Genomic DNA, 14,916 nt, shown 5'->3' on the forward strand with positions numbered 1-14,916 from the left:
CCGGGCACGGGCGGCTTCCGCCGTCACCCTGCTGTCGGTCCGCTGTCGGCGACATGTCGGTGACGTGTCGGTGGGTGCTGTTCTGATGGTGTCCATGACTCAGAACGACAAGAACCTCAGGAGCGGCAGGAACGCCGTCGAGGTGCGGGGGCTGGTCAAGCACTACGGCACGACCAAGGCGCTCGACGGTGTGGACCTCGATGTACGCGAGGGCACCGTCCTCGGCGTGCTCGGCCCCAACGGCGCCGGCAAGACCACCCTCGTACGCTGCCTGTCCACCCTGATCGTGCCGGACGCCGGACGTGCCGTCGTCGCGGGCTTCGACGTGGTCAAGCAGCCCCGGCAGCTGCGCCGCACCATAGGCCTGACCGGGCAGTACGCCTCGGTCGACGAGAAGCTCTCCGGCTGGGAGAACCTCTACATGATCGGGCGGCTGCTCGATCTGCCGCGCAAGAAGGCCAGGTCCCGCGCCGACGAACTGCTGGAGCGCTTCTCGCTCACCGAGGCCGCCAGGAGGGCCGCGATGGAGTACTCCGGCGGCATGCGCCGCCGGCTCGACCTGGCCGCGTCCATGATCGGCAGTCCGGCCGTCCTGTACCTGGACGAGCCGACGACGGGGCTCGATCCCCGTACGCGGAACGAGGTCTGGGACGAGGTGCGGCGGATGGTCGCGGAGGGGGCGACCGTGCTGCTCACCACGCAGTACATGGAAGAGGCCGAACAGCTCGCGAGTGAGCTCACCGTCATCGACCGGGGGCAGATCATCGCCCGGGGTGGTGTCGACGAGCTGAAGGCCAAGGTCGGCGGCCGCACCCTGCAGATCCGGCCCTCGGACCCGGCGCAGCTCGCCGACATGGCGCAGGCGCTCAGGGAGGCGGGCCTCGACGGGGTCGCAGGCGCACAGGCCGTCCCCGACGAGGGCCTGCTGTACGTACCGATCCTCAGCGACGAGCAGCTGACCGCCGTCATCGGACTGCTCGGTACCCGGGGCTTCCCGCTGGCCCATGTGGCCACCGCGTTGCCCAGCCTGGACGAGGTGTTCCTGGCCATCACCGGCGACAAGGCCACCCCCACCGACACGATCCCGCAGGAGGTCGCGGCATGAGCACGACGACTCTGACGCCCACCCCGGCCGACGCGGCCTCGGCCGCCCCGGCCACGGGGCTCCACGACGAGGGCCGGATCGGGCTGCGGAACAACCTGCGCCACATCGGAGCGCTGGTGCGGCGCAACCTGCTGCAGATCAAGAAGGATCCGGAGTCGATGTTCGACGCGCTCCTGATGCCGGTGATCTTCGTGCTGCTGTTCGTGTACGTCTTCGGCGGCTCGGTCGGCAGCAGTATGGGAGGCGGCCGGCAGGAGTACCTCAACTATCTGATCCCCGGCCTGATGGCGATGATGGGCATGAACATCGCCATGGCGGTCGGCGCCGGCGTCAACGACGACTTCCGCAAGGGGGTCATGGACCGGTTCCGCACCATGCCGATCGCCCGTTCCTCGGTGCTCATCGCCAAGATCGTGGTCGAGCTCGGACGGATGCTGGTGGCGACGCTGATCCTGCTCGCCATGGGCTTCGCGCTCGGCATGCAGCTCAAGGGGTCCGTGCTCGGGCTGATCGGGGCGATCGGGCTGGCGGCCGCGTTCGGCGCCGCCATCATGTGGATCTTCATCTTGCTCGGACTGAGTCTGAAGACGCCCCAGGCGGTTCAGGGGATGGGGATGATCGTGATGATGCCGCTCCAGTTCGGTTCCTCCATCTTCGCCCCGACGCAGACGATGCCCGGCTGGCTGCAGACGTTCACCGACTACAACCCGCTGTCCAACCTGGCCGACGCGGCCCGGGGCCTGATGATGGACGGCCCGCTCGGCCACTCGGTCTGGTTGACACTCGGCTGGACCGTGGTCATCACCGCGGTGATGGCCCCGCTCGCGGTGTCCAAGTTCCGCAGGAAGACCTGACCGCTACGCGTCCAGGTACGCGTGCACCAGGGCGGTGGCCTCCTCCAGTGCGAGGCCACCGCCCTCGGCGTAGGCGGCCTCGTACGCCCCGTCGTCCGCCAGACAGGCGCGGACGGTCTCCTCCGCCGAGGCCAGGTTCCGGCGCTCCATCGCCGTGCGCACATACCCCTGCGGCAGCAGCGCCGCGTGCAGACCGAGCAGCCGGGCGGCGTCCGCACCCCGCCGCCCGCCACCCGGCCCGGCCAGCGCCCAGGCGACTATGACCAGGTGGACGGCGGTCATCTGGGGCGCCACCAGCTCCGCCATGGGGTCCCTGGACCGCTCCAGTGCCCGGACGGCCCGGGGCAGGGCACTCCCGTAGAGCCCCTCCAGGTTGTCCAGCCAGGCCAGGACACCCGTGACGAACCCCTCGAAGAGCGCGACCGTTTCGGCCGCGAACACCTCCAGCAGTACGTTGAGCTGCTCACGCGCCTCGGCGACGCGTCCGGTCGCCCCCAGCCACAGGGCCAGCCAGAGCCGGGCGGCGGGCCTGGCCTCCAGGCCGGCCCCCCGGCCGTCGGCGAGCACGTCCCGCAGGATGCGCTCCCCCTCCTCGCCGCGGTCCGTTTCGCAGAGCGCGGAGGCGTATCTGGCACGCAGCACCGCCACCTGGGCATGGGCCCCGAGCTGTTCGGCGTAGGCGACACCCGCCCGGTAGTCCTCGGCGGCGGCCACGCTGTCACCCTTCCGCTCGTTCGCCTCGCCCCTGGAGGCGAGTGCCTCGGCGGCACCCCACGCGTCGCCGAGGCGTACGAAGATGTCCAGGCTCTCGTCGGCGTCCCGCACGGCCTCGCCCACCCAGTCGGGGCGGTTGGCCAGCGCGTTGGCCCGCATCTGGAGGGCGGTGGCGAGCTCCCACTCGTAACCGAGCTCCCGGCACGTGCGCACGGTACCGTCCAGCAGGTCACGGAACTGCTGGAGGTCTCCGGTGAAGAGGACGGCGAACAGCCACAGAGAGCCCGGCATGCGGCAGGTCTGCGGCTGCCCGGGACGGTAGGTGCGTGCGATCGTCCTCAGCCGCTCCCTCCCGGCCTCGGTGACCCACTCATTCGCTCCGTGGTCCATGCTCGCCATCTGGACCAGGCGTACCCCGCGCCGCGCCTCCTGGAGCTGCTCCGCATCCATGGGTGGCGGACGGTCGGTGCAGCGTTCGAGCAGCGAGGGTGCGGGCTCCACGTCCTCGGCGAACGGATTCGGACCGAGCGCCGCGACCGCCCCGGCCCAGAGGCGCGCCTCGCTCCGCAGATCGCGCATCTGCCAGTACCAGAAGAGGGAGTGCACGAGGCAGAGCGCTTCGTGCTCGTCCCGCGAGGTGACCGCGCGCCGCAGCGCGGCACGCAGGTTCTCGTACTCGCGCCGGAACCGGGCGAGGGCGGCGTGCTGTCCCGCGCCGCGGAGTTCGGGGTCGGTCGCGCGGGCGAGCTCCCTGTAGTGGACGAGGTGGTGGCGTTCGGCGACGGCCCGCTCCCCCGACGCGTCGAGGTGTTCCGCGGCGTATTCGGCGACGGTCTCCAGAAGCCGGTAGCGCATGTCGCCGCCGTCGCCGGGCGCTGCCACGACCAAGGACTTGTCCACGAGCGAGCCGAGGACGACCGCCACGTCGCGGGGGTCGCCGGACGGCGCACCCGGCAGGGAGCAGACCTCCTCCGCCGCGGTGATGTCACAGCCCCCGGCGAACACGGACAGCCGTCGCAGCACGGCGCGTTCGCGGTCGTCGAGGAGGTCCCACGACCAGTCGACGACCGCGCGCAGGGTCTGCTGGCGCGGCAGTACGGTGCGGCTGCCGGTGGTCAGGAGGCGGAAGCGGTCGTCGAGACGGTCGGCGATCTGGCGCGGGCCGAGCATCCGCAGCCGGGCGGCGGCCAGTTCGACGGCGAGCGGGAGCCCGTCGAGGCGGTGGCAGATCTCCGCGCAGGCCGCCGCCGTCTCCGGGTCGGCGTCGGGCCGGAAGCCGGGCCGGGCGGCGGCACCTCGGTCGGCGAGCAGGCGCAGGGCCATGGGGTCGGGCAACGGACCTACGGGGCGCACCAGTTCACCGGGGACACCGAGGGGCTCGCGGCTCGTCGCCAGGACGGTGAGGCCGGGGCAGCGGGCGAGGAGGTGATCGGCGAGCCGGGCCGCCGCGCCGATCACATGCTCGCAGTTGTCGAGCAGCAGGAGCATCGTCCGCCGGGAGCAGTGCTCGGTGAGGTGGGCCGTCGCACTCCCCGCCCCGGTCCCGGAGCTCCGTTCGACGGCCCGGAGGCTTTCGGCTCCGGCCCCCCGCAGCACGGTCTCGCGGGCGCCGAGCGCGCTGAGCGCGGCCTCGGGGACCGCCTCCGGGTCGTCGACCGGGGCGAGTTCCACCAGCCATACGCCGTCGGGCCAGGAGGTGGCGACCGTCTCCGCGGCCTCCTGGGACAGCCTCGTCTTTCCCGCGCCGCCGGGGCCCAGGAGAGTGACCAGCCGTGCCCGGCCCAGGTCCTCGCGCAGGGCCGCCATGTCCGCCTCACGGCCTACGAAGCTCGTGAGCCTGGCCCGCAGATTGCCCGGCCGCGCGGACGGCGGTGCGGGCGCCGGGGCGGGCGGGTCCTGGTGCAGCAGCCCCTCGTACAGGGTGCGCAGTGCGGGGCCCGGGCCGGTGCCGAGCCGGTCGGCGAGCAGGACGCGCACCTCGTCGTACGCCGCGAGTGCCTGCGCGGTGCGGCCGGCGTCGCGGAGCGCCCTGATCCGGAGGGCCTGCAAGGGTTCGTCGAGCGGGTGGTCGGTGCAGAGCCCGGCCAGTGCGGGCAGGGCCTCGTCGGCACGGCCCTGCGCGAGTACGGCCTCGATCAGGGTCCGGTGGGCGTCCAGGCGCCTGGCCTCCCAGCGGGCGGCCGCCACGGCGCGGTCCGGCAGATCGGCGAGGGCGGGACCGCGCCACAGGGCGAGCGCGTCCTCGATGAGCATGGCGGCCTTCGCCGCGTCGCCCTCCCGCAGCGCCCGGGCGCCCTCCCCGGCGAGCCGCTCGAAGCGGTGCAGGTCCACGGCGTCCGGGTCGGCGGTGAGACGGTAGCCGTTCGCCGCCGATGCGATCGCGTCCCGGCCCAGCGCGCGCCGGAGCCGGCCCACGAGGGCCTGGAGAGCGCCCGGGGCATCGGCGGGCGGGTCGCCGTCCCACACCTCGTCGACGAGCACCCCGGCCGGGACCGTACGCCCCGGGCTCAGGGCGAGCACGGTGAGCAGGGCGCGCAGCCGCGCCCCGCCGAGGGCGACGGGCGTGCCGTCGGCGCGCAGGACGCGGGTGGTACCGAGGATGCCGTAGTACACGCGCCCATTCTCCGTGACGGCTCCGTCTTCCGGGGAACTGCCACCCGGCGGTGGGACGTTCTCACCGTGTCACCCGTACTGTCGGGGGCTCCAGCCGTCGTCAAGCCCTCAGGAGTGCCGTCGATGACCACCGCGTTCCGCCGCCCCAGCGACCGGCGGGTCAGCCCGATCTTCCTCGCGATCGCCGCCGTCATGGCCGTCTCGGGCTGGGCGGTGTGGACGGGCTTCGCGGAGCAGACCGGCTTCGCGGTCTTCCTCTTCGTCACCGCGGCCTGGATCGTCTCGCTCTGCCTCCATGAGTACGCGCACGCGCGCACCGCGCTGCACAGCGGCGACATCTCGATCGGGGCGAAGGGCTATCTGACGCTCAATCCGCTCAAGTACACCCATGCCCTGCTGAGCATCGTGCTGCCCGTGCTGTTCGTGATCATGGGCGGCATCGGTCTGCCGGGCGGGGCGGTCTACATCGAGCGGGGCCGGATCAGCGGGCGATGGAAGCACAGCCTGATCTCTGCGGCCGGCCCCCTGACGAACGTGCTGTTCGCCGTCGTCTGCACGGCGCCGTTCTGGCTGGGCGCCCTGGACGGCGTCCCGCTGCCCTTCCGGCTCGCGCTGGCGTTCCTGGCGCTGCTGCAGGTGACTGCGGCGATCCTGAACTTCCTGCCGGTCCCGGGGCTCGACGGCTACGGCGTGATCGAGCCGTGGCTGTCGTACAAGGTCCGGCGTCAGGTGGAGCCGTTCGCGCCCTTCGGGCTGATCGCGGTCTTCGCGCTCCTGTGGATCCCCGAGGTCAACGGGGTCTTCTTCGACGCGGTGGACGCGCTGCTGCGCGGGCTGGGCGTCAGCGAGGTCGAGACGTACTGCGGGCTCGACACCTACCGCTTCTGGCAGGAGTGGTTCGGCGACCAGGACCCGGGCTGCGCGGTGATCCGCTGAGCGCTGTCCCGTCGAGCGAGGCCGAGACCTCGGGGAGGCAGCTTTCGTCGTGCGCCCGCCAGGGAGGGCGGGCAGCCCCTCAGGCGGCCTCGGCGCGGGACTCCGTCTTGTGCTTGCGCAGGTAGAACCACGCCATGTTCGAGGAGAGGCCGGCCAGCAGCACCCAGACGACACCCAGCAGGATGCTGCCCTGGACGAAGGACACCACGGCCGCGACGACGGCGAGGGCGCAGACGATGCTGGCGTAGAGAGCGAGGCGGGGCATGAGGGCTGGTGCTCCTGTCCGGGGGATGGTGCGCGGTCCCGTCCAGTGTCCCTCATGCCCGATTCGGCTCCGGTCAGGGGCTCACACGTCGGTGGTGCGCAGCCCCGCGTGTGCCTTGTAGCGGCGGTTGACGGAGATCAGGTTCGCCACCAGTGACTCGACCTGGTGCGCGTTGCGCAGCCGGCCGGCGAAGATGCCGCGCATGCCGGCGATCCGGCTCGCGAGTGCCTGCACGGTGTCGGTGTCGGCGCGGGCCTCGCCCAGCACCAGCACATCGGTGTCGATCTCCTCGACCGTCTCGTCCTGGAGGAGTACCGCCGACAGGTGGTGGAAGGCGGCGGTGACCCGGGAGTCGGGCAGCAGGGCGGCGGCCTGCTCGGCGGCGCTGCCCTCCTCGGGCTTCAGGGCGTAGGCGCCCTTCTTGTCGAAGCCGAGCGGGTTGACGCAGTCGATGACGAGTTTCCCGGCGAGCTCCTCGCGCAGGGACCGGAGCGTCTTGGCGTGGCCGTCCCACGGCACGGCGACGATCACGACGTCGCTGCGGCGCGCACACTCCGCGTTGTCCGCGCCCTCGACGCCGTGGCCCAGCTCGGCGGCGGCGGCCTCGGCGCGGTCGGCGGCGCGCGAGCCGATGACGACCTTCTGACCGGCGCGGGCGAAGCGGTAGGCGAGGCCGCGGCCCTGGGGGCCTGTTCCGCCGAGTACGCCCACGGTCAGACCGGACACGTCGGGGAGGTCCCAGGGGTCCTTGGCGGGGGGCTTGGCGGCGCTTCCACTGTCATTCGTAGTCATGGCGCCGACCCTACTGCCAGGTAGAGAGGGCGGACCCGCGCCTCGTCCGCTCTGCGACGCGCGTCACGGACCGGGGGCGGAAGGCTCCCGTTCGGGTGAGTTACCGCGATCGGGCAGTCATGGGGCCGGGCCGGCGGACAGGATGCGTGGCCATGGATGCCGTACGTGTCGCCCTGCTGCGTGAGGTGCTCGCGGGGACGCAGTGGCCCGCGGCGGCCCGGGGGTTCGCCCGGACCCTGCGGTCGTCCGTCGTCCCGCGGGGCGGCGGGCTGCTGCTGGTGGGGACCGAGGTCTACGAGCCGTGGCACCTGGCCGCACACCTGTCGGACGAGTCCACCTGGTCGGGTCTGCCGCAGCTGCGTCCCACGCTCGTACGCCACCGGGTGGAGCCGGACGACCCGGCGCAGCTGGCCGTCGGCCTGGGCCGGATCGAGGCGGCCGGGCGCGGCGAGACACTGCTGGTGGTGGCGCCCGAGCGGCCCGGTGGCGGGCTGCTGGAGCGGGTGCACGACGCACGCCGCGCGGGGGCGACGGTGCTCGCGCTGGACGGCGGCGACCCGGAGGTGCGGGGCCTGGCGCACGAGGCGCTCACGGTCTCCGGCGATGCCGAGGTCGACCTGGACACGGTCCAGCACCTGGTCAGCGCGGCGGCGGGAGAGAACGGCGCCCCGTCCCCCCGGGGCCGCCGCACGTTCCGTGACCGTCTCTCCCGGCTGGCCGACCTGCTGACGGCCCCGCCCCCGGCCCGCTGGTGACGGGCCCCGTCCGGCGGCCGGGAGAAATCGGTTGCCGGGAGGGCCGGGGGCCGCAGAGCATGCCCCGGTGACCTCTCGTCTGCTGCCCGATCTCACGCCCTGGCGTGCCTCCGCCGACTTCCGGCTGCTGTGGATCCAGGGGCTGATCACCTACTTCGGCAGTTTCATGGCTCTGATCGCCCTGCCGCTGCAGATCAAGGACCTCACGGGGTCGCCGCTCGCGGTCGGGGCCATGGGGGCGGTGGAACTGGTGCCTCTGGTGGTCTTCGGACTGTACGGAGGGGCGCTGGCCGACTCGGCCGACCGTCGCAAGGTCATCCTGGGGACGGAGGCCGGGCTCGGACTGCTGGCCGTCGTGCTGCTGGTGAACGCCCTCGCGCCCGAGCCCGCGCTCTGGCCGCTGTACCTGGTGGCCGGCGGGGTCTCCGCACTGGCCGGGCTCCAGCGGCCCGCGCTGGACTCGCTGATGGCCCGGATCGTGCCGCACGCCCAGCAGACCGCGGCCGCCGCGCTGAACTCGCTGCGCTGGCAGGTCGGCGCGATCGCGGGTCCCTCGCTGGCGGGCGTCGTGGTGGCCTACGCGGGCCACGCCACCGCGTACGGCGTCACCGTCGTCACGTTCGCCGTCTCGGTACTGCTGTGCCTGAAGCTGTCATCGGCGCCGCCCGCCCATGACGCCGAGAAGCCGTCACTGCGCGGGATCGCGGAGGGCGCGCGGTACGCCTGGAGCCGGCCCGTCCTGCTGGGGACGTACGCGATCGACCTGGCGGCGATGCTCTTCGCCTTTCCGAACACGATCTTCCCGTTCCTGGCGGACGAACTCGACGCGGAGTGGTCGCTCGGCCTGATGTACGCCGCGGGATCGGTGGGCTCGTTGGCGCTCGGGCTGACCAGCGGCTGGACCTCACGGGTGCGCCGGCACGGACTGTTCGTCGTCGTCGGCGCGGCGGTGTGGGGCCTGGCGATCGCGGCGGCCGGCTGGTTCGGAAACATCTGGCTGGTGCTCTGCTGCCTGGGGGTCGCCGGCGCGGGCGACATGCTGAGCGGGCTCGGGCGCTCCACGATCTGGAACCAGACGATCCCCGACGAGTTGCGGGGCAGGCTGGCGGGGATCGAGGTCCTCTCGTACAGCGTCGGCCCTCAGCTCGGCCAGGTCAGAGCGGGCGCGATGGCGGGCTGGACCGGGACCCGGACCGCGATCTGGACGGGCGGGGTGGCGTGTGTCGCTTCGGTCGCGCTGCTGGCCGCGGCGCTGCCGAAGCTCCTCACGTACGACTCCGGGACGGACGAGGACGCCGCACGACGGCGAGCCGTGGGCGTCGGCCCGGAAGCTCCGGCGGCCTGAGGGCTGTCCCGTCGCCCCTGCCTGGTCAGCCCTCAGTCCGGCGTCTGGTCCGTCGGCCGGTCCGAGCGGTCGTGCCACTTCGGGTCGTTCTCCCACTCGAGGTTCCGCTCGCGCGCCGTGTCCATCGCGCGCTGCGCCTCCCCCGGGGTGGTGTACGGGCCGAAGCGGTCCTTCCCGGGGCACTCGGGGCCCTCCTCGACCTTCTTGTGTTCCAGGCAGTAGTACCACTCGCCCGGTTTACCCACCGTGCGCTTCTTGAACAGGGCCATCACGGATCCTTTCCTCGTTGCCATGGTGCCCCGGGCACGCTGGTTAGACTCCCTGACATGTCTGGCCAGTCGCTCCTCGCACCAGGGGAGATCACTCCCGTCCGTTCCGTACCCGGAAAGATCCGGCGCCCCGAGTACGTGGGCAAGCCCGCCCCCACGCCGTACACCGGGCCGGAGATCCAGGATTCCGACACCGTGGAGCGCATGCGGATCGCGGGCCGCATCGCGGCGCAGGCGATGGAGGAGGCCGCCAAGCACATCGCACCGGGGGTCACCACCGACGAACTCGACCGGGTCGCCCATGAGTTCATGGTGGACCACGGGGCGTACCCGTCGACCCTCGGCTACCGGGGCTTCCCGAAGTCGCTGTGCACCTCGCTCAACGAGGTCATCTGCCACGGCATCCCCGACTCCACCGTGCTGCGGGACGGTGACATCGTGAACCTCGATGTCACCGCGTACATCGACGGTGTGCACGGGGACAACAACGCCACCTATCTCTGCGGTGACGTCGACGAGGAGTCCCGGCTCCTCGTGGAGCGCACCAGGGAGGCGCTGAACCGTGCCATCAAGGCGGTGCGGCCGGGACGGCAGATCAATGTGATCGGCCGTGTCATCGAGTCCTACGCGAAACGGTTCGGCTACGGGGTGGTGCGGGACTTCACCGGGCACGGGATCAACAGCTCGTTCCACTCCGGCCTGATCATCCCGCACTACGACAGCCCGCACGCGACGACCGTGATGCAGCCCGGGATGACGTTCACCATCGAGCCGATGCTGACGCTCGGCACCCATGACTACGACACGTGGGACGACGGCTGGACCGTGGTGACGAAGGACCGGAAGCGGACCGCGCAGTTCGAGCACACACTGGTGGTGACCGAGACGGGGGCGGACATCCTGACGCTCCCGTAGGGCACCGGTTTTACCGACAGGCGGTCGGTAAGCGGTTGACTTAGGTAAGCCTAAGCAGGAGGATCGGCTTATCGGTGCGTAGCCATGCGCACGAATGGCACCGATATGCACGACCTTGTCCGGACTTCCCGTCCCCCCTGGCCCCCGGAGGCCCGCCTTGGACTCGACCGCCACGCCCTTCTCGACCCTCATCCGCACCGCTTCGCACGAGCAGCACACGGAGGCCGAGTCCTCGACCTTCATGAGCGACATGCTGGGCGGGCGGCTCGGCGTGGACGCGTACGCGCGCTACACCGAGCAGCTGTGGTTCGTCTACCGGGCGCTGGAGGACGGCGCGCAGGCCCTGCGCGAGGACCCGGTCGCCGGACCCTTCATCCGGCCGGAGCTGATGCGCACGGCCGAGCTGGAGCGCGACCTCGCCCATCTGCGGGGCGAGGGCTGGCGCGACGGGCTGGTCCCGCTGCCCGCCACCGCCGCGTACGCCGCGCGGGTCGCCGAGTGCGCCCGGGAGTGGCCCGCCGGATACATAGCGCACCACTACACCCGTTACCTCGGCGACCTCTCGGGCGGCCAGATCATCCGCGGTACCGCGGAGAAGACCTGGGGTTTCGAGCGCAAGGGCGACGGGGTGCGGTTCTACGTGTTCGAGGAGATATCCAACCCGGCCGCCTTCAAGCGGGAGTACCGCGAGCTGCTGGACGCGGTGGACGCCGACGACCTGGAGAAGCAGCGCGTCATCGACGAGTGCAAGCGCGCCTTCGCGCTGAACACCGCCGTCTTCCGCGAGCTCGGTGAGGTCTTCCCGCTCAGCGCGTGATCACGAGGTGCCCGCCAGGAGGACGCGGCCCCCGATCTCCATGGTGCCGTCCGGAGCGGGCGCGGTGAGGATCTGGGAGCCGCGTCCCTGGGTGATGTTGAGGGCCCTGCCGAGTTCGGCACTCAGCAGCATGGCCGCCGCACCGGTCGCCTCGTCCTCCTCCACCCCGTCGTCGCGCCGGGGAAAGGCCCGGGCCCGCACGCGGCCGGCGGCCTCGTCCTGCCAGGCCCAGACGTACAGCCGGCCCTCGCCGGGCGGCGGCTCCGTCAGCGCCTCCACCTCCGCGACCGACGCGTAGCGCTCGAGGGTCCTGGGCGGCGCCCATTCCGGGCGTGCCGTGATCCAGGTGAACTCACCGTCCTGGCGGGCCGACACGTCCCCGATGGGCAGCTCCAGGATCTCCAGGTCGAGCAGCCAGGCCGCGCCGACGAGCGGATGCCCCGCGAACGGCAGCCGCAGCCCGGGCGTGCGGATGTCGACGGTGCCGCGCTCCGGGTCGTCCACGAACACCGTCTCGCTGAAGCCGAGTTTCCGTGCGAGCACCTGCCGGGACTCGTTGCCGGGATACCTGCGCCCGTCGCGCACGACGCCGAGCGGATTGCCATGGCGGCCGTCCGGGCCGCAGAACACGCGCAGTACGTCGATGCCTTCGGGTACGTCGAAGTCGTTCACATGCGCATTCAAGCACCGCGCGCGCCTGTACACGCCGCCGAGGGTCACGGTGTGGGCGCTGTATCTCCTCCCCACGCTCACCCCGCTCCTCACCCCGGTAGGGTTCAGGCGGTCAGTGCGGACGACGGATCAGAAGGCGCAGAAGGCAACGGATGACAAGGCTGGGGCGACTGACGGCGGGGCTCGCGACGGCGACGGTGCTGAGCGTGACGGCGAGCGGCTGCGTAACGGTGCACGGTGAACGGGAAGTAGTGCCGGCGGCGACGGAGTCGGAGGCCGCGAAGGCCCTGGAGGACTTCACCGTCGCGTACAACAAGGCGGACAAGACGTACGAACCGGCGCTCGTCGAGGGCCAGGTGACCGGTTCGCTCGGCGCGATCAACCAGGCCGGGTTGGCCGCGCGGCGGAAGAACAGCCCGGAGGGCAACGCCCAGCACACGCCGCTGGAGCTGACGGACGCCTCGTACGCCATCCCCAAGAAGGCGGGGTGGCCGCGCTGGTTCGTCGCGGACACCGACTCCAACCGCGACCAGGACGGCGGGAAGCTGGACACCCGCTGGCTGCTGGGGTTCATACGCACCGGGCCGGACGCGCCGTGGAAGGCCTCCTACCTGGCGGTCGCCTCACCGTCCGACATCCCGGAGTTCCGCAAGGACGCCGAGGGCTGGGCCCGGCCCGTGCCCTCCGGGGACACGGACGCCACGCTGGCCACCCCGCCGGCGGAGCTGAGCACCTCGTACACGGACTACCTCAGGGACGGCGCACCGGATGTGTTCGCTCCGGGCTCGATGACCTCGGGCTGGCGGGAGGCACGGAAGAACACCCGCAGGGCGGGCTTCTCCTACCAGTACGTCGACCAGGCGCTGGATTCCGGGACGTTCGCCCCGCTGGGTCTGGCGACGGAGGACGGCGGAGCGCTGGTCTTCTTCAGCAGCAAGCACTTCGAGCGGCAGACGGCGGCGCAGGGGCTTCGGCCGACAGTCACGGCGGACGTGCGGGCACTGCTGACCGGCGAGGTGAAGAGCACCCTCACGAAGGAACGGGTATCCAGCCAGCTGGTCCACGTGCCCGAGAAGGGCGCGGGCGGCAAGGCACGTGTGCTGAACCGGCTGCCCGGTCTGGTGGCGGCTGAGGGGTCCTGACCGCCGCCGGCGGACAGCGCGGCCCGGCGGGCCGCCCGGGGACGGCAGGGCCACCGGGCCGTGGTCGCTCTCAGCGGCTGAGCGGCCAGGCCACCGCATCGTGGTCGAGGTCGCTCGCGTCCGCCGTGTCCGCGTACTGGGCGCAGGCGTCGGTGAGTGTCTCGAGCAGGGTCAGAGGGTCGGGCAGCGGGTTCTCCGGGCCGCGGATCCAGTGCACGTCCAGCTCACCGGGGAGCCGTGCGGGCGGCAGGAGCACATAGCTGCCGCGGCAGTGCCAGCGGAGCCCGGGGTGCTCGTCCATGGTCTCGGGGTGGCAGTCCAGCTCGCAGGGCCACCACTCGTCCTCGTCGTCGGGGGTGCCGCGCGTGGCGGTGAAGAACAGCATCCGGTCGCTGCCGGACTGGGCCACGGGGCCGACGTCGACGCCCGCCGCGACGAGGCGCTCCAGGGCGGCGAGACCCGCGGTGAGGGGGACGTCGAGGACGTCGTGGATCATGCCCGTCGCGGTGATGAAGTTGGCCAGCGGCTGATTCTCCGCCCACCGCTCGATCTGTGCGCGGTCCGTCGTGGACTGCGTCTGCCAGGCGAACGAGAGGGGGTGCCGCGCGGGGGTCGGACAGCCGATGCGTTCGCACGAACACCGGTAGCCGGACGGGTGCGCCGCCGGCGAGATGGGCATTCCTGCCTCGGCGACAGCCAGGAGCAGCCCCAGCCGGGCCGCGTCGTCCGCTTCCGGCTGCGGTTTCGGCCGCCTGCGCAGCCACTGGGAAATCCTGCCCTCTGTGCCGCGATAGCGGCCGGAATCGGCGCCCATCTATCCCCTCACCTCAGCGGTTACCTCTCCATGGTCGCACCATCCTGCTCCTCGGGTGGCCAGAGTTCCCAAGCGGGGTGCTCGGGTCGTCGCGCGAAGCCCTCCACACACATGCGGAATGTCACGACATCGCCCCTCCCTCTCCTTCTCCCGGGCGGACCGTGAGCCCTCGCAGTGTGAGGTCGACGATCTCGTCCGCGTACGCGTGGGTGAGCGGCAGTGTGCGCAGCAGCCAGCGGTAGGTGAGCGGGGCGACCAGGAGCTCCAGCGCGGTGCGCGGATCGACGTCCGCGCGCACCTCACCGGCCTCCTGGGCGGCGCGCAGGCGTGTGACGTACAACTGGAGCTGCGGTTCGAGCAGCTTCTCCACGCACTGGGCCCCGAGCACCGGATCGATGATCCCCTCGGCGGTCAGGGCCCTGGTGGGCTCGGCGGTCACGGGGTCGTTCAGTCCGTCGACCGTGGCCCGCAGGACCATCTTGAGGTCGGCAGCCAGGTCCCCGGTGTCGGGGATCTCGTACGCACCGCCTTCCACGGCCTCCGCTTCTGCAGCCTGCCGGTCGATCGCGTCGAGGAACGCCTCCATGAGCACGGCGGCCTTCGACGGCCACCAGCGGTAGATCGTCTGCTTGCCGACCCCGGCCCGGGCGGCGATACCCTCGATCGTCGTCTTCGTGTAACCCACCTCACCGACGAGTGCGAGTGCGGCGTCGTGGATCGCGCGGCGGGAGCGGTCGCTGCGGCGGCTGGAGTCGGGGGTCCTGTGAGCTGACATCCAGCCATCGTAGAGCCCGCGATCCGATACGTATCGTCTTGTCTGCCCTTCGTGCCCTCGCCGCCGCCGCTCTCCGCCACCCCGTGAGAAACCACCCGAACGGATCACAGCGCAACGGCCCCGGCGCGGCGCA

15 protein-coding genes are annotated in these 14,916 nt (G+C 71.9%); 8 read left to right on the plus strand and 7 right to left on the minus strand.

The window, feature by feature from the left end; genetic code table 11:
* The first annotated feature begins 94 nt into the window (after positions 1-94).
* Entirely contained in the window at positions 95-1,105 is a 1,011-nt protein-coding gene (locus ACFYSH_RS23080) for an ATP-binding cassette domain-containing protein (protein WP_388754845.1), read from the plus strand.
* Entirely contained in the window at positions 1,102-1,959 is an 858-nt protein-coding gene (locus tag ACFYSH_RS23085) for an ABC transporter permease (protein ID WP_359474578.1), read from the plus strand. Before ACFYSH_RS23080 ends, ACFYSH_RS23085 begins: the two co-directional genes overlap by 4 nt.
* Positions 1,960-1,962: 3 nt before the next feature.
* On the opposite strand, the gene ACFYSH_RS23090 is transcribed toward ACFYSH_RS23085, so the two are convergent.
* The gene (locus ACFYSH_RS23090) at positions 1,963-5,286 is read right to left on the minus strand and encodes a BTAD domain-containing putative transcriptional regulator (protein ID WP_388754848.1); all 3,324 of its coding nucleotides are present in this window, start codon (positions 5,284-5,286) and stop codon (positions 1,963-1,965) included.
* A gap of 123 nt (positions 5,287-5,409) precedes the next feature.
* Here ACFYSH_RS23090 and ACFYSH_RS23095 point away from each other — a divergent pair, with 123 nt between their 5' ends.
* Positions 5,410-6,222 (plus strand): site-2 protease family protein, encoded by an 813-nt coding sequence (locus tag ACFYSH_RS23095; protein WP_359474572.1) that lies wholly within the window; start codon positions 5,410-5,412, stop codon positions 6,220-6,222.
* 79 nt (positions 6,223-6,301) lie between these two features.
* Here ACFYSH_RS23095 and ACFYSH_RS23100 read toward each other — a convergent pair whose 3' ends face one another.
* Both ACFYSH_RS23100 and npdG read right to left on the minus strand, forming a co-directional pair.
* Positions 6,302-6,487 (minus strand): hypothetical protein, encoded by a 186-nt coding sequence (locus ACFYSH_RS23100; protein ID WP_359474569.1) that lies wholly within the window; start codon positions 6,485-6,487, stop codon positions 6,302-6,304.
* Positions 6,488-6,568: 81 nt separating this feature from the next.
* A complete protein-coding gene (gene npdG / locus ACFYSH_RS23105) occupies positions 6,569-7,279 on the minus strand; it encodes an NADPH-dependent F420 reductase (protein ID WP_359474566.1) in 711 nt (236 codons plus the stop codon).
* Positions 7,280-7,431: 152 nt separating this feature from the next.
* Here npdG and ACFYSH_RS23110 point away from each other — a divergent pair, with 152 nt between their 5' ends.
* Both ACFYSH_RS23110 and ACFYSH_RS23115 read left to right on the plus strand, forming a co-directional pair.
* On the plus strand, positions 7,432-8,034 hold the full coding sequence (locus tag ACFYSH_RS23110) for a hypothetical protein (protein ID WP_388754853.1): 603 nt from the start codon (positions 7,432-7,434) through the stop codon (positions 8,032-8,034).
* Positions 8,035-8,101: 67 nt separating this feature from the next.
* On the plus strand, positions 8,102-9,379 hold the full coding sequence (locus ACFYSH_RS23115) for an MFS transporter (RefSeq protein WP_359474560.1): 1,278 nt from the start codon (positions 8,102-8,104) through the stop codon (positions 9,377-9,379).
* 32 nt (positions 9,380-9,411) lie between these two features.
* On the opposite strand, the gene ACFYSH_RS23120 is transcribed toward ACFYSH_RS23115, so the two are convergent.
* Positions 9,412-9,648 carry a hypothetical protein gene (locus ACFYSH_RS23120; RefSeq protein WP_359474557.1) on the minus strand — a complete coding sequence of 79 codons (237 nt, stop codon included), beginning with the start codon at positions 9,646-9,648 and terminating at the stop codon, positions 9,412-9,414.
* A 57-nt stretch (positions 9,649-9,705) separates the two neighbouring features.
* Here ACFYSH_RS23120 and map point away from each other — a divergent pair, with 57 nt between their 5' ends.
* Both map and ACFYSH_RS23130 read left to right on the plus strand, forming a co-directional pair.
* Positions 9,706-10,563 carry a type I methionyl aminopeptidase gene (gene map, locus ACFYSH_RS23125; RefSeq protein WP_359474554.1) on the plus strand — a complete coding sequence of 286 codons (858 nt, stop codon included), beginning with the start codon at positions 9,706-9,708 and terminating at the stop codon, positions 10,561-10,563.
* A 157-nt stretch (positions 10,564-10,720) separates the two neighbouring features.
* Positions 10,721-11,380, plus strand: coding sequence for a biliverdin-producing heme oxygenase (locus ACFYSH_RS23130; RefSeq protein ID WP_359474551.1), 660 nt, complete (start codon positions 10,721-10,723; stop codon positions 11,378-11,380).
* Here ACFYSH_RS23130 and ACFYSH_RS23135 read toward each other — a convergent pair whose 3' ends face one another.
* Positions 11,381-12,052 carry a PhzF family phenazine biosynthesis protein gene (locus ACFYSH_RS23135; RefSeq protein WP_359474548.1) on the minus strand — a complete coding sequence of 224 codons (672 nt, stop codon included), beginning with the start codon at positions 12,050-12,052 and terminating at the stop codon, positions 11,381-11,383.
* Positions 12,053-12,204: 152 nt separating this feature from the next.
* Between ACFYSH_RS23135 and ACFYSH_RS23140 the strand changes: the two genes are divergently transcribed.
* Complete coding sequence (locus ACFYSH_RS23140; RefSeq protein WP_359474545.1) at positions 12,205-13,194, plus strand: hypothetical protein; 990 nt, start codon at positions 12,205-12,207, stop codon at positions 13,192-13,194.
* A 70-nt stretch (positions 13,195-13,264) separates the two neighbouring features.
* On the opposite strand, the gene ACFYSH_RS23145 is transcribed toward ACFYSH_RS23140, so the two are convergent.
* Together ACFYSH_RS23145 and ACFYSH_RS23150 are read right to left on the minus strand one after the other, a co-directional pair.
* The gene (locus ACFYSH_RS23145; protein ID WP_359474542.1) at positions 13,265-14,008 is read right to left on the minus strand and encodes a bifunctional DNA primase/polymerase; all 744 of its coding nucleotides are present in this window, start codon (positions 14,006-14,008) and stop codon (positions 13,265-13,267) included.
* 121 nt (positions 14,009-14,129) lie between these two features.
* Positions 14,130-14,783, minus strand: coding sequence for a TetR/AcrR family transcriptional regulator (locus ACFYSH_RS23150; RefSeq protein WP_388754858.1), 654 nt, complete (start codon positions 14,781-14,783; stop codon positions 14,130-14,132).
* Between the last annotated feature and the right edge of the window lie 133 nt (positions 14,784-14,916).

Source organism: Streptomyces sp. NPDC005791, assembly GCF_042871485.1.
Lineage (GTDB): Bacteria > Actinomycetota > Actinomycetes > Streptomycetales > Streptomycetaceae > Streptomyces.

Bases quoted from the DNA above. Each gene is read 5' to 3' on its own strand.
- ACFYSH_RS23145 (WP_359474542.1), bottom strand. From the start codon at position 14,008: ATGGGCGCCGATTCCGGCCGCTATCGCGGCACAGAGGGCAGGATTTCC.
- ACFYSH_RS23080 (WP_388754845.1), top strand. From the start codon at position 95: ATGACTCAGAACGACAAGAACCTCAGGAGCGGCAGGAACGCCGTCGAG.
- map (WP_359474554.1), top strand. From the start codon at position 9,706: ATGTCTGGCCAGTCGCTCCTCGCACCAGGGGAGATCACTCCCGTCCGT.
- npdG (WP_359474566.1), bottom strand. From the start codon at position 7,279: ATGACTACGAATGACAGTGGAAGCGCCGCCAAGCCCCCCGCCAAGGAC.
- ACFYSH_RS23085 (WP_359474578.1), top strand. From the start codon at position 1,102: ATGAGCACGACGACTCTGACGCCCACCCCGGCCGACGCGGCCTCGGCC.
- ACFYSH_RS23110 (WP_388754853.1), top strand. From the start codon at position 7,432: ATGGATGCCGTACGTGTCGCCCTGCTGCGTGAGGTGCTCGCGGGGACG.
- ACFYSH_RS23095 (WP_359474572.1), top strand. From the start codon at position 5,410: ATGACCACCGCGTTCCGCCGCCCCAGCGACCGGCGGGTCAGCCCGATC.
- ACFYSH_RS23120 (WP_359474557.1), bottom strand. From the start codon at position 9,648: ATGGCCCTGTTCAAGAAGCGCACGGTGGGTAAACCGGGCGAGTGGTAC.
- ACFYSH_RS23150 (WP_388754858.1), bottom strand. From the start codon at position 14,783: ATGTCAGCTCACAGGACCCCCGACTCCAGCCGCCGCAGCGACCGCTCC.
- ACFYSH_RS23100 (WP_359474569.1), bottom strand. From the start codon at position 6,487: ATGCCCCGCCTCGCTCTCTACGCCAGCATCGTCTGCGCCCTCGCCGTC.
- ACFYSH_RS23140 (WP_359474545.1), top strand. From the start codon at position 12,205: ATGACAAGGCTGGGGCGACTGACGGCGGGGCTCGCGACGGCGACGGTG.